Annotated in this window: 11 protein-coding genes and 1 tRNA gene; 5 read left to right on the top strand and 7 right to left on the bottom strand. The window is 43.0% G+C overall.

The genetic code is table 11. The features are described from left to right. Positions 1-145: 145 nt before the first annotated feature. Complete coding sequence (gene sucC, locus A3729_RS15680; protein WP_068512328.1) at positions 146-1,312, top strand: ADP-forming succinate--CoA ligase subunit beta; 1,167 nt, start codon at positions 146-148, stop codon at positions 1,310-1,312. Next, positions 1,312-2,184: a succinate--CoA ligase subunit alpha gene (sucD, locus tag A3729_RS15675; RefSeq protein ID WP_068512330.1), complete on the top strand. Its 873-nt coding sequence runs from the start codon at positions 1,312-1,314 to the stop codon at positions 2,182-2,184. The genes sucC and sucD overlap by 1 nt, the downstream gene beginning before the upstream one ends. A 180-nt stretch (positions 2,185-2,364) precedes the next feature. On the opposite strand, the gene A3729_RS15670 is transcribed toward sucD, so the two are convergent. The 4 genes from A3729_RS15670 to A3729_RS34630 all read right to left on the bottom strand — a co-directional run bounded on the left by A3729_RS15670 (position 2,365) and on the right by A3729_RS34630 (position 5,256). Continuing rightward, positions 2,365-2,733, bottom strand: a complete 369-nt coding sequence (locus A3729_RS15670; RefSeq protein ID WP_068512332.1) for a response regulator — start codon at positions 2,731-2,733, stop codon at positions 2,365-2,367. Positions 2,734-2,806: 73 nt separating this feature from the next. After that, a complete protein-coding gene (locus A3729_RS15665) occupies positions 2,807-3,814 on the bottom strand; it encodes a chemotaxis protein CheX (protein WP_068512335.1) in 1,008 nt (335 codons plus the stop codon). Positions 3,815-3,868: 54 nt separating this feature from the next. Next, positions 3,869-4,435, bottom strand: a complete 567-nt coding sequence (locus A3729_RS15660) for a hypothetical protein (RefSeq protein WP_068512340.1) — start codon at positions 4,433-4,435, stop codon at positions 3,869-3,871. A 53-nt stretch (positions 4,436-4,488) separates the two neighbouring features. After that, complete coding sequence (locus A3729_RS34630) at positions 4,489-5,256, bottom strand: methyl-accepting chemotaxis protein (protein WP_068512343.1); 768 nt, start codon at positions 5,254-5,256, stop codon at positions 4,489-4,491. Positions 5,257-5,443: 187 nt separating this feature from the next. Between A3729_RS34630 and A3729_RS15650 the strand changes: the two genes are divergently transcribed. Beyond that, a complete protein-coding gene (locus A3729_RS15650; protein WP_068634057.1) occupies positions 5,444-8,584 on the top strand; it encodes a GAF domain-containing protein in 3,141 nt (1,046 codons plus the stop codon). A gap of 227 nt (positions 8,585-8,811) precedes the next feature. Here the strand turns inward: A3729_RS15650 and A3729_RS15645 are convergent. Together A3729_RS15645 and A3729_RS15640 are read right to left on the bottom strand one after the other, a co-directional pair. After that, a tRNA-Asn gene (locus A3729_RS15645) sits at positions 8,812-8,887 on the bottom strand. Between the two features lie 72 nt (positions 8,888-8,959). Beyond that, on the bottom strand, positions 8,960-10,171 hold the full coding sequence (locus A3729_RS15640; RefSeq protein WP_304439727.1) for a pyridoxal phosphate-dependent aminotransferase: 1,212 nt from the start codon (positions 10,169-10,171) through the stop codon (positions 8,960-8,962). Positions 10,172-10,437: 266 nt separating this feature from the next. Between A3729_RS15640 and uvrB the strand changes: the two genes are divergently transcribed. Both uvrB and A3729_RS15630 read left to right on the top strand, forming a co-directional pair. Next, positions 10,438-12,450 (top strand): excinuclease ABC subunit UvrB, encoded by a 2,013-nt coding sequence (uvrB, locus tag A3729_RS15635; protein WP_068512349.1) that lies wholly within the window; start codon positions 10,438-10,440, stop codon positions 12,448-12,450. A gap of 500 nt (positions 12,451-12,950) precedes the next feature. Then, positions 12,951-13,973, top strand: coding sequence for a quinone-dependent dihydroorotate dehydrogenase (locus A3729_RS15630; protein WP_068512352.1), 1,023 nt, complete (start codon positions 12,951-12,953; stop codon positions 13,971-13,973). Between the two features lie 46 nt (positions 13,974-14,019). Here A3729_RS15630 and rmf read toward each other — a convergent pair whose 3' ends face one another. Further along, positions 14,020-14,229, bottom strand: coding sequence for a ribosome modulation factor (gene rmf / locus A3729_RS15625; RefSeq protein WP_068509010.1), 210 nt, complete (start codon positions 14,227-14,229; stop codon positions 14,020-14,022). Positions 14,230-14,308 lie beyond the last annotated feature (79 nt).

The raw sequence follows: 14,308 nt of genomic DNA, 5'->3' as shown, positions 1-14,308 counted from the left end.
CTAGTGCGAACATAACACGGGAAAGAAAAGGGATTTACGCTGTGCCAGCAATGAGTGGCGCAATGTGATCGGTTAAGGATTGACCGAGATTTTGTCCGGCCACTTAATACGAGTGGCATTAATCAATTAAATGACGGAATGAATTATGAATTTACACGAGTATCAGGCAAAACAACTCTTTGCTGAATACGGACTGCCTGTTTCTACAGGTTATGCATGTGACACAGCTGACGAAGCGGCTGCTGCAGCCGATAAAATTGGCGGCGATATGTGGGTAGTGAAGTGCCAGGTTCACGCAGGTGGCCGTGGTAAAGCAGGTGGCGTTAAGCTGGTTAAGTCCAAAGAAGAGATCAAGGCCTTTGCTGAGAGCTGGTTGGGTAAGAATCTTGTCACGTATCAAACAGACGAGAGTGGTCAGCCAGTTGCAAAAATTCTTGTTGAAAGTTGCACTGATATTGCTAACGAATTGTACTTGGGTGCCGTCGTAGATAGAGCGTCTCAGCGCGTAGTGTTTATGGCTTCTACTGAAGGCGGTGTTGAAATTGAAACTGTTGCTGAAGAAACGCCTGAATTGATTCACAAAGCTGAAATTGATCCACTGGTTGGCCCACAGCAGTATCAAGGTCGTGAGCTTGCATTCAAGTTAGGTCTTGAAGGCGATCAGATCAAGCAGTTCGTAAAAGTGTTTATGGGTTTGTCGAACATGTTCAATGATCATGATTTCGCACTATTAGAAATCAACCCTCTAGTCATTACAGACGAAGGTAACATCCACTGCTTGGATGGAAAAATTGGCGTTGATAGCAATGCTTTATATCGTCAGCCTAAGATCCGTGAAATGCACGATCCTTCTCAAGAAGATGAGCGTGAAGCACATGCTGCTAAATTCGAATTGAACTATGTTGCTCTGGACGGAAATGTTGGTTGTATGGTTAACGGTGCCGGTCTTGCAATGGGTACGATGGATATCGTTAACTTGCACGGTGGTAAGCCTGCTAACTTCTTGGATGTTGGTGGCGGTGCGACGAAAGAACGTGTTTCAGAAGCATTCAAAATTATTTTGTCTGACGACAATGTAAAAGCAGTATTGGTTAATATATTTGGTGGTATTGTACGTTGTGACATGATTGCTGAAGGTATTATCGGTGCAGTTAAAGAAGTAGGTGTTGAAGTACCAGTTGTCGTACGACTTGAAGGTACAAATGCTGAAGCGGGCAGAGAAGTGCTTGCTAGCTCTGATTTGGATATTATCGCGGCAGAATCATTGACAGATGCTGCAGAAAAAGTTGTCGCTGCAGCGGAGGGTAAATAATGTCAGTTTTAATTAATAAAGATACAAAAGTTATCTGTCAGGGTTTTACTGGTGGGCAAGGTACTTTCCACTCAGAGCAAGCTATTGCATATGGCACGCAAATGGTTGGTGGTGTAAGTCCGGGTAAGGGTGGTCAGACTCATCTTGGTCTTCCAGTATTCAACACTGTTAGCGAAGCGGTTGAAGCTACGGGTGCGACGGCTACGGTTATCTATGTTCCAGCACCTTTCTGTAAAGATGCGATTTTAGAGGCGATTGATGCAGGTATCGAGCTGATCGTTACCATTACTGAAGGCATTCCTACTTTGGATATGGTTGATGTGAAGGTTAAGCTTGATCAAGCTGGCGTTCGTATGATTGGACCAAACTGTCCTGGTGTTATCACCCCAGGAGAGACTAAGATCGGTATCATGCCTGGTCACATTCACCTACCAGGAAAGGTTGGTATTGTTTCTCGCTCAGGTACTTTGACTTATGAAGCGGTTAAGCAAACAACTGATGCAGGCTTCGGTCAGTCAAGTTGCGTAGGTATTGGTGGTGACCCAGTACCAGGTACTAGCTTTATTGATGTTTTGGAAATGTTCCAGAACGACCCCCAGACAGAAGCTATTGTAATGATTGGTGAAATTGGTGGTACTGCTGAGGAAGAAGCAGCTGAGTACATCAAGGCTAATGTAACAAAGCCTGTTGTGTCGTATATAGCGGGTGTTACAGCGCCTGCTGGTAAGCGTATGGGGCATGCTGGGGCGATCATCGCTGGTGGTAAGGGTACAGCTGATGAGAAATTCGCTGCACTCGAGGCAGCTGGTGTGAAGACTGTTCGTTCTCTAGCGGATATTGGTTCAGCGCTGAAAGAAAAAGCTGGCTGGTAGGATATCGCTATTAGCGAGATTAACGATTTAAGTTAGTCTTTAAAGGGCGGGGTAGAGTTAATCTATCCCGCCTTTTTTGTATCCATTATAAAGTACAGTCTTGGCTCATTGCTTTTATTCGCAGGCAAAAAAAAGAGCGAATAAATCGCTCTTTTCAGGGGGGGCAATAAGGTTGTTTGCTTAAGCGCCAACAAGCTTCTTAATACTTGCAACAACATTGTCACCTTTGAAAGGCTTAACAATCCAGCCTTTAACGCCGGCAGCTTTACCGCGCTGCTTCATGCGTGGATCGCTCTCCGTAGTGAGCATGATAATATTTACAGTTGCGTTACCAAGTTCTCCGCGTACTTTTTCAACCATGGTTAAACCGTCCATGTTTGGCATGTTTACGTCCGAGATAATTAGTTTGATGCTTGGGTCTTTCTTCAGTTTTTCCAAGCCATCTTTACCGTCGACGGCTACTTCTACTGTCATGCCGTGCCCTTTTATAAATGAGCTAACTTCATTGCGTACGGTTGCAGAATCGTCAACAACAAGAATTTGAGCCATGTTTTTTTCCTCGTTTGTCTCTAAAGACTATTATTCAAATAAATTCAAAATATTTTAAGCAAATGCGCTGGGGTTAGAATAGCTCTAACTCTCCGCCATCTACGAAATCATCAACTGCTTTGTCGCTTTCAGCGAACTTTTCTGGTGACCAGCTTAGGTTAAATACCAGGCGCTGGTACAAGGTAATATTTGGGTAGCGTCTGCCCGGGTCGTTAAGCGTATATTTAAAGCATAGCTGAGGTTCCGTTGAACCAAAAGAAATATGCTTTTGTACATGGTTAACAATGATCGGTACTTGTGTTCGATGCCCATCATCCGGGCTTTCACCGCTATGGAAGTAACGGGATTTAATTCCGCCCCAAATCATATTTGTCAGCTCATTGAGAACCGAGTTGGTGTCTCTAGAGTCAGGGCGTGTTGTGTCTATATGAGTGCGTCCAGATCTAATAAGCTCCAATATCTCATTCTCAGTAGTCTGTAGCATCATGTACCCACGACACCAGTCACTTTCTAAAGGTATAAGGCTAAACAGCTCACCGTAAATGATTTGGTCTTTAACCAAATAGGGCTGCTCGCAACTAATATCTGTACCTTTAAAGATGTTCTCAAATGCATCTAAGGAAATATCCTGGATGCCCTGTGCAAGCTCGATAGGATAGTACATGCTGCACACATATGAGCTGATTAGCTCGTCTAGAGCTTCAGGTGTCTCAAGTGTATAAACACCTGTAATTGCTTCCTGAACATCAGGGTCAAGGTCTTGCGTATCAGTAAGGCTGCTTCTACGAAGAAAAATCGGTAGTTCAGGTCGTGTATGATGAATTTTCATGCACAAATCTAAACCGGTGAAGCCGTTCGGGTCAGGATCCTCTGATAGAAATATTGCGCCGAGGTCAACGTTAGACTTTAGTATGTCATCTATTTCGTTCGAAGCATCTTTAATGCCGATCATATTATTGCCTGTACTAACTTTTAGGCCGACAAGCTTATGCTTGGTGCAGACTTCTTTGAGTACAGATAGTGCATCATCATTACATTCGTGCACCAAAACTTTACTGACTATTTGTGTGGTTTCGCTCATTTTTACTCCTGCTTAAATCTATCTTTATTGCGTCTTCTTATTGGATAGATGCAATTAAAACATTTCTAACTCGCCTGAATCGGTTTCTTGTTCAATCAAGTGTCTATCAATACGTATATCGAGTTCTTCATCGGCAACTAAATAAACGCTCGCGTAAAAGAGGGCTTGGTCATCGTATTCAGCAACTGAATGAGATTCAAAATTTGTATTCAAGCTCTTCATGTACTTTAAACAATCTTTACTTAATCGGTTTGGTGTCGACACGCCAAGGCTTGGTACTGCTTTACCAATATCTCGTTTAATGGCACCTAAAAATGCATTACCTACTTCGCCGAGATAGTCATAGAACTTATCGTCATCAAGATTGCTTTGGTTAATCTTAAGTGTCTCTGAAATCAAGCTTTCTGTTTCTGGCTTTTTAGTAAAGTGAAACAGTGCGAATATTCTGAAAAGCTGCGAGGACATTGTCAGTACGTAGAACTCAGCCTCGTTAAGGTTGTCGAGATTTGTGCGCTCTTTTATGTACCAGCGGGAAGGGTCAGACCCCGCAGTTATTGACTCTTCAAAACTTGCTTTGAAGGTGCGCTTTATTTCATTTTTGAATTCTTCATTTACTAACATATGCGTGGCCAAAATTTACTTTTGTTTCGTTCTGTTCATTGTTATCAGCTGTTCTATAGCTGGTTAAGCATATTTTTAACAATCTCTGTCGTGGACGAGACATCGGTCAGTATCATTTTTCCGCTAGCCTGAATGTCCTGGAAGGTCGCGGTGGTCAAAAAGTCATTCTTGTTTAGATTTTCTTTATAGCTCTCACTTAATTCTTGGCTTCGCATCGCCAAGTTACGAACTTCGTCAGCCACTACAGCAAAACCACGACCGTGTTCGCCTGCTCTTGCAGCTTCGATAGCTGCATTCAGCGCAAGGATTACAATCTGCTTAACGATGTTGAAAAACTCCTGGTTCTGCGTGTGCATCTCAGCATTATGTAGCATGAGCTGGGTTAGGCTTTCGTGCCAGCGCTCGAACGTAACAAGTAGGTCAGCAAGGTCTGCCAGGTCTTTTTCAACTTGAGTAAGTTGAGAGCTAAGGCTTTCTTTCTCAGCGTTGAAGGTACTATTTAGTTCATCTATCTGTGCGCGATACTCATTCTCTAGAATTGCTTTTTCATTTTCGAGCTGATCTTGAACGGTAGATATCTGATTGTTGAGGCCGCCGATTTGTTCTTCAAAAGATGAAACAGAACCTAGAGCGATATCTAATTGTTCTTGTAGTGTCTGGTTACTTTCCTCTAGCTGAGTAATCTGATCCAGGTGCGCGTTTGTATCAGCATTAATAGCGGCTATAGCCTTATTAGCTCTTGTGCGTACCACGAAAAACGTGATCAAACTGCCAATAATAAAGGCAGCTATTGAAAACAAAAGGGTGTTGTTGTCAGTCATCTTCTTATAAATCTGAGTTAGGTGGATATGAAAGGTATCAAACGCTTACAAATTATATTAGCAGTATATTTTGAACTTGCTGGAAAAATATTAGAGAAATCATGACATTCCTAAAATCTACGCTAAAGTAACTAGGTGAGAGTTAAAAAATAAATTCTTTAGAACTATCAGAAAGAAAGAAAATACTATGCTGCAATTAACGTTTAATCAGAAAGTCGGTCTCGGTTTTGCCATTATCATCTCTTTGCTATTGGTGTCCGGGCTATCATCTTTATGGAATCTTAATGACATCAATGGGTCAACCTCAAGGGTGAATGAAACGGCTGTGCCTGTCGTGAAAGAAAGTAACGATGTACAGATACAGCTACTAAAATTAGCAAAACTCAGTTCTCTGGCATTTAATGCTGAGAATCAGGATGAGATTGCTAGTTTTAAAAAATCATTCGATAAAGGCGCTAAAAGTTTTGATGAAAGATATGTCAGTCTTGAAAAACTAGCTGAATCTGATGAGCAAATGAAGGCGCTCGTTATTGGTATTAAAAGTAACTATGACCTTTACCGTTATGCAGTTAACGAAATGTTTGAGTCAAAATCTGAAGTTTTGACGGCAAGAGATTACATGTTAGAAGAAGCTGACGTGTTATTTGGCTTAGTTGATAATGTTGGTGCTTCCCTTGATGAAATACAATATTACCTGCCACCTGAAGAGTACAAGGATCAGATGGATTTGGTAATAGGCTTTGCTAATCAATCGATTACCTTGATTAATAATATATTTAAGACCATTGATGAAATAAAAATCACTCAGGATATCGGGCGAGTCAGCGAAGGTATGGGAGATTTTGAGTGGTCGATCAATGACTCTCACTCTTGGTTCGTTAAGGGTGCTGAAGTGTTTAAGGATTTTGATGAAGACGATATGCTTCCCGCCGCCTTTGATGCTTATGCTGAAATAAGTGAATATATTAAAAAGACACCCTCAATTGTTGATCACAAAAAACGGCAGTTGGAGCAAATTGAAGTTGCAAAACAGAAGTTGTCTGAAGCAGATTCAGCAGTAACACAATCTATTGAAGGGCTTGACGAGTTATTGAAAGCAGCAGATGTTCGCTTTAATGACTTGCAGGGTGAAGTGTTAGGTAGTTTGGACTTCGGCTTTAAGAGTTCGATAGTGATGTTGATAGTTCTGATTTTACTTGCTACCCAGAACTTTAACTCGATGCGTTTAGCTATCCGTAAGAAGATGATCGATCTTGCCAAATTGAATGCAATTGGTCGTTCTTTGGCCGGTGCTCAGAGTCAAAATATTGCTCTTGAAGAAGTGCTTCAAAGTATGCATGAAAAGATTGGCGTTTCGCAGGGTTCGGTTTTTCTTACAAATGAAAATCAGCAGTTAGAGGTGAAAGCACATTTCCCACCTAAAGCGATTGAAGCTGGTAGTGGAGCTGTTAAGTTTGATATGGGACAAGGTGTTCTAGGCAAAGCAGCTGAAACCAAAAAGACTATTTTTGTTCCAAATACCGAAAAAGATAAGAACTTTGTCTCGTCTGCTGGCGGGCAAGAGCGTGCCTTACTATGTGTACCGCTTGTCGACAAAGAGATTCTCGTTGGTGTGATTAACCTTTCCGGTGATGTGAAGAATGTGAGTTTTGCTGATAGTGATTATGAGTTCGTTTCTTCTGTAGCGCGATCCTTGGTGACGACAATCAAAAGTATTCGAATGCGTGAAGTTATCGAAGAGCAAAACAGAAACTTGGAAGCGAAAGTGGAAGAGCGTACTGCAGAGCTTCGTCAGAAGAACAACGATATTGCAAACATGATGGCGAATATGCACCAAGGTTTGTTTACTATTACCGAGGGTGGTTTTATTCATCCAGAGTATGCAGCATTCCTTGAGCAGATCTTTGAAACTGACCGTATCGCAGATCGTAACTTTGCGGACTTGTTGTTTAGCAACACAACGGCGGGTTCTGATGCAGTTGATCAGAATATTACTGGTGTCGATGCTATTGTCGGTGAAGACGAGATGATGTACGACTTCAACTCTCATTGCTTAATGACTGAAATGAACATCCGCATGGATGATGATCGTGAAAAGATTCTTGAGCTGGATTGGGATCCAATTATCAGTGAAGAAGGTGAAGTTGATAAGTTAATGGTGACAGTCAGAGATGTTACCGAGCTTAAAGCTCTAGAAGCAGAGGCTGAAGAGCAGAAGCGTGAGTTGGCAATTATTGGTGAAATCCTTGCTGTTGATGCAAGTAAGTTTGCCGACTTTATTGGTACTTCTGAAGACTTCTTGGCTGAATGTCGACAGCTTATCGAAGCAAATGATGAGAAAGACCTGGACATTATTGCTAACCTGTTCCGCTCAATGCACACAGTGAAAGGGAATGCTCGTACCTATGGTTTGAGTCAGGTTACCGACATTGTTCATGAAGTTGAAAGTACTTATGACGATCTTCGTAAGAATGAAGATGTACTTTGGGATCAGAAGCAATTGCTCGAAGAGTTAAGTGGTGCGGAAGATATCATCGCGAAGTATGCATATGTGTTCCGTGAGAAACTTGGTCGTGATGGAGAGGCTGAGAGTGGTATTTCCTTAGACCCGGCACGCGTCAGCTCTTGGTTGGAAAATATCAAGTCACTTACCCAGCAAACGCTTGATGACAATGTTAAAGGTGTTGTTTCTGAGGCATACAGCATGCTGATGTCAATGGAAGCTAAGCCCTTAGATGGTGTGATTTCAGATGTTATCGAATCAGCTAACTCGCTCGCAGAGCAGCTTGGCAAGGGTAAACCAAATATCGAAATTGATAATGCAGGAATCTTTGTTAAGAGCGAAGCGCATAGCACGCTTAATAACATATTCATGCATGTTTTCAGAAACGCTATGGATCACGGTATTGAGGGGATTGATGAGCGCCTTGAAAAAGGAAAATCTGAAAGTGGTACTATTAGTCTGGACGTTAGCTATATAGACGATTTGGCAAACCTTGCGGTTCGCGATGACGGGCGCGGTATTGCAATTAGCCGTATCTATAAAATGGCGATCGAGAAGGGTATTTATGCAGAATCCGATCCGAAGCCTTCAGCGAGTGAAATCGCTAATTTGATCTTCTCCTCGGGCTTCTCTACTGCGGATGAGGTTACGGACGTTTCAGGGCGTGGTGTTGGTATGGATGCTGTTAAGGGCTTCCTGGAGCGCGAAGGTGGAAGTATTGAGGTTATTCTGGATGATGGTGATGAGAATGCAGACTTCAGATCATTTACTACAAATATACGTATCCCGGCAAGTTTCTACCAGAAAGCTATTAGCTTTAACTAGTTTTAATAGTTGAGATTAAAGGCAGGCCTCTTACGAAAGTAAGGGGCTTTTTTGTTTGTGTTTGCGATATTTATAGTTGGCAAATCGATGTGGCTTATTTGGGGGTGAAAAAAACGGTCTGGTTGTATCCTGCAGGTCTTAGGCCTGGTCTATAGATTGGAGTGGATCTACAAAGAATTAATTCAAAGCGCAGCTTTGATAAAGTTAGGAAAGTGGGAATAAGAAGTTGGCTCCCCGAGCTGGGCTCGAACCAGCGACAAACGGATTAACAGTCCGCTACTCTACCAACTGAGTTATCGGGGAACAGAAGACTAACGAAGACTTCGTTAATCAAGGCCGCGTATACTAAAGAGCAAAGCGGCCCAGGTCAAGACCTTAAAGTACTTTTTTGAGACGTGAAATTGCTGACTCTAATATTTCCATGCTGGTTGCAAAGCTTAGGCGCATGCATCCAGGAGACCCAAAAGCAGACCCAGGTACAAGTGCCACACCTGCTTCACTTAGCAGCATCTCGGCCATTTCAACATCGTTAGATATATTCGCTAGATTGTCGATAGCACCCTGGAAGTTTGGAAAGACATAAAATGTTCCATCGCCAGAAATACATTCCACGCCGGGAAGTTCATTAAGCGCTGCGACAAGATAGTCGTGGCGCTTTTTAAACTCGGTAACCATTGTTGTGATGCATTCCTGGCTGCCATTTAGTGCTTCCAACGCCGCGGCTTGAGAAATGGAGCAGGGGTTCGATGTGCTTTGCGACTGAATCTTTTTCATCGCAGCGATTGCTTTTTCTGGTCCTGCTGCGTAGCCAATGCGCCAGCCTGTCATGGAATATGCTTTAGAGACACCATTCAAAACAAAGGTGCGGTCATATAGCTCTGGGCAGGCGTTCAATATGTTAACGAAAGGTTGTTCTGTCCATAGAATATGTTCGTACATATCATCGGTAACGACTAAAATCTCAGGGTGTTGTTTTAGTGCCTCGCCAATGGCAACCAGTTCTTCACGTGTATAAGCAATCCCGGTTGGGTTCGAGGGAGAGTTTAAAACTACGATTTTGGTTTTATCGGTAATTGCTGCTGACAGTTGCTCGGCAGTCATTTTAAAACGGTTATCAAGGCTCGTTTCAACAATAACTGGTTTGCCTTCCGCTATCTTGACCATGTCGGGGTAGGATACCCAGTACGGTGCAGGGATAACGACTTCGTCGCCTGGGTTTAGCAAGGCAAGTGAGAGATTGAAAAAGCTTTGCTTTCCGCCAGACGATACGAGGATCTGCTTAGGCGTATACTCAAGCTTGTTATCGCGCTTGAATTTATCGATGATCGCGCCTTTTAGTTCTGGAGTGCCGTCTACTGCGGTGTAGCGCGTCTGGCCATTTTTTATTGCACTAATCGCAGCCTGCTTAATGTGTTCAGGGGTGTCGAAGTCTGGTTCGCCAGCGCCTAAGCCGATAATATCTTTACCTGCGGCTTTTAGTTCATTGGCTTTGTTGGTAACAGCCAAGGTCGGAGATGGTTTTATAAGTTGTACCCGGTTTGAAAGTTCCAGGGCAGATAAAGCTGGGTTGGATGATTGTGCTTCCAAGTCTGTTTCCTCAATCAGGAATAATTGCTCACCGTAAATAAAGAACGTGCACTGGCTTATTCTAAAGCAAAAAATTTGCTATCGTTTGCTACCCGATAAGCGCATCGCATAGCTGCAGTTGTATTTATATACAAGTGTCTTAGTGCTGCCACCCAAGTTTAGAAGGTCAATCTACAGTCATGCTTCGTGACTGATAATAGATTTTCCTTTAAGGGAGTGGTCAAACTTGCGAAGTCTATCATTTTTTCATTACGACCGGAATCATAATGGCGAAGGAATTTTTACTAGAGTCACGATTTTCCCCAGCGGGGGATCAGCCTGAAGCAATCAAACAACTTGTTGAGGGGATAGAAGACGGTTTGATGTATCAAACGCTTCTTGGTGTAACGGGGTCAGGTAAGACCTATACGGTTGCAAACGTTATCTCAGCGCTTCAGCGACCTACTATTATAATGGCGCATAATAAAACACTGGCGGCTCAGCTATACGGCGAATTTAAAGAGTTTTTCCCGCAAAACTCGGTCGAGTACTTTGTTTCTTACTATGACTATTATCAACCTGAAGCCTATGTTCCATCTTCAAACACCTTTATTGAAAAAGATGCTTCAGTCAATGAACATATTGAGCAGATGCGTCTATCTGCAACTAAAGCACTTATGGAGCGGCCAGACGCAATAATTATTGCCACGGTTTCTGCCATCTACGGTTTGGGTGACCCGGAATCATATCTCAAGATGATGCTACATCTAGATAGGGGGGAGCCGGCTAGTCAACGCGATATCTTAAAACGATTGGCCGAGATTCAATATACGCGAAATGACATCGAGCTACACCGAGCTACCTATCGTGTGCGTGGTGATGTGATAGACGTCTTCCCCGCTGAGTCTGAAAAAGAGGCAATCCGAATTGAGCTATTTGATGATGAGGTCGAGAACTTAAGTTTCTTTGACCCCTTAACCGGCGAAGTGACGCGTCGTGTGCCTCGGATTACGATTTACCCTAAATCCCATTATGTTACGCCGCGCCAAACAATTCTGAATGCTGTGGATGGAATTAAGTCCGAATTAGAAATTCGTTTAGCGCAGTTACGGGACAATAATAAGCTCGTCGAAGCGCAAAGGCTAGAAGAACGAACTCGCTATGATACAGAGATGATGACAGAGCTGGGTTACTGTAATGGTATTGAAAACTACTCGCGCTACTTGTCTGGGCGCGATGTCGGCGCAGCGCCGCCTACCTTGTTTGATTATTTGCCGGATAATGCCTTAATGGTAATCGATGAGTCGCACGTAACGATTCCTCAGATTGGTGCAATGTTTAAAGGCGACAGGTCTAGAAAAGAAACCTTGGTGGAGTATGGTTTTAGGCTTCCGTCGGCACTTGATAATAGGCCTATGCGTTTTGAAGAATGGGAGCGTATATCTCCCCAGTCTATTTTTGTTTCCGCGACACCATCAACCTACGAAGAAGAGCATGCTGACAAAACCGTTGAGCAGGTCGTTAGGCCGACGGGGTTGCTTGATCCTCTAATAGAAGTGAGGCCTGCTACAACTCAAGTAGATGATTTGCTGTCGGAGATTAATGCGGCAACCGAGCTAGACGAAAGAGTGTTGGTTACAACGCTAACAAAGCGTATGGCTGAGGATCTCACAGATTTCTTAATGGAGCATGGCGTTCAAGTCAGATACTTGCATTCCGATATAGATACTGTCGAAAGAATTGAAATTATTCAGGACTTACGTCGTGGTGAGTTTGATGTCCTGGTAGGTATTAATCTGTTAAGAGAAGGGCTTGATATGCCGGAAGTTGCCCTGGTTGCAATTCTCGATGCTGATAAGGAGGGTTTTCTTCGTTCCGAAAGATCACTGATTCAGACGATAGGGCGGGCGGCTAGAAACGTTAAGGGCAGAGCGATCTTATATGGAGATAAAATCACACGATCAATGGAGAAGGCGATATCAGAAACAAAGCGCCGTAGAGCAAAGCAGATGAACTTCAATGAAGTAAATGGTATTACGCCCCAAGGCCTGAATAAGAAGGTTGGTGATATCATGGAAGGTGCTTCTTTCATTCCTGGAAAGCGCAAAGCAAAAAATAAAGTTGCGGATGCAGGTCAGGAGTACGATATGGCAATCGCTGCTCGAACACCGAAAGAGCTGGAGTCTGAGATGCGTTCATTAGAAGAAGAAATGTATCAGGCAGCAAAAGACTTAAAATTCGAAAAGGCAGCAAGTTTACGAGATAAAATTTCCGAGATTAAAGAGCGCCTACTTCTATAGTTAGCGCGTTATTTACAATTCGCGTCAGAAAAACGTCGTTTTTATGCACATTTTCGAATTTGCTAAGAAAGTCAATATGAAACATGGCGTTTTTTTGCAAAAATACTAAAGAAACTATAAGGCATTGAAAAATAAGGCTTTTTTAATTGGTTAAAAAATAATCAGTTTGTGTGTCGCCGCCATTTCTAGCGGGGTTTGACCGTCTTTACTTAAGTTTTCAACAAAGTTATCCACAGAATTGGTGGATAAATGTCAAAAGCGTAATAATGCTTTTGTCTTAACGGGGATTGAATTTAAGTCGCTTTGAAAGTCAACATGCTAGAGGCGGAAATTAGCAAAAAAAATAGTAAAAAATGCAATTTTTTTGCTTGTCTTTTTTTGCCGAATGGACTTGCCAGTATTTTCTTTTCGTTTACCTGTGAACAAGTGTATATAATGAACGCCGATTATGTTTGTCTATAAAATGCACTTGTTAATATTTTTTAAAGTCGGGTCTGTATATGTCTTATTCACTTTTACGAAACTTATTATTTACACTGCCGCCTGAGACAGCTCATGAGCTTTCGTTGGATTGGATGAGCGCGTTCAATCGTTTGGGGTTGATTTCACCATTTTTGCCAGATGTGGTTTCTGACCCAGTCGAAGTGATGGGGGTACAGTTCCCAAACCGAGTCGGTCTCGCAGCAGGTTTGGATAAAAATGCCGATCACATTGATGCGCTGGGCCGAATGGGCTTTGGTTTTGTCGAGGTGGGTACAATCACTCCTCGACCACAACCGGGAAATCCCAAACCTCGTTTATTTCGCCTGAAAGAGAACCAGGCAATTATTAATCGAATGGGCTTCAATAATGAAGGGGTTGAGCACCTGTTGCAGCAGGTTGCAGCGAGTCAGTACAAAAATCCTATTGGAATTAATATTGGGAAGAATTTTGATACGGCTGTTGAGGATGCGAATTCAGATTATATAAAATGCCTTAACGCGGTTTATTCTCGTGCTACCTATATAACTGTAAATGTTTCGTCGCCCAATACGCCCGGCTTGCGTACCCTTCAATTTGGTGAGTCTCTGAACTCTTTGCTTGACGCGATTAAGGAAGAGCAGGCTAAACTGGCAGAGAAGCATGGCCGTTATGTCCCCACTGCAATCAAAATTGCTCCTGATATGACTAACGAAGAGCTTGTGATGGTTGCGCAGTCGCTAAAAGCGCGTGAACTGGATGGTGTAATTGCGGGCAATACTACATTGGCTAGAGAGGCTGTTCAGGGCTACCCCCATGCGCACGAGGCAGGTGGTTTGAGTGGTGCTCCGTTAACGACGCGATCGACCGAGGTGATCTCTCAGCTGAAAGCCGAACTTGGAGAGAGTCTGCCTATTATTGGCGTGGGGGGGGTTATGTGCGGTCAAGATGCGGTGGATAAGATTAATGCCGGGGCAAGCCTGGTACAGATCTATACAGGTTTCATTTATAAGGGGCCTGCTTTAATAAGAGATGCTGCCTTAGCGATTAAGTCGATGCGTTAAGCATAAAAAAAGGCCCTGATGTGGGCCTTTTCAATTTCAATTTTTGCTATGTTGTGATCCCGGGGAGTTTGTGAATACCGGATACTCCAACTAGACCGTCCCAGTTGTCGCCTCTACCTTCACGCCAGCCACTTAGCCAGTTTTGCTTTGCGGTGGTAGTAGAATTAGGGCAGAGAGATTTTGATTTTCCTGTAATGCCTGCTTGATAACCTTTTTTAAATGCTCTTTGATCAATATCACGCTTTTGTCTTTTCATTCGTTATGAACCTCATGAACATGCTTTAAACATTGTTATTTATAAGTAGCGCAGCAACGTTGTACCCGAAGGGGTTACG

The organism is Oleiphilus sp. HI0043 (assembly GCF_001634935.1).
The sequence above is the reverse complement of the archived record's forward strand: the minus strand, read 5'-3'. Positions and strand labels throughout refer to the sequence as shown.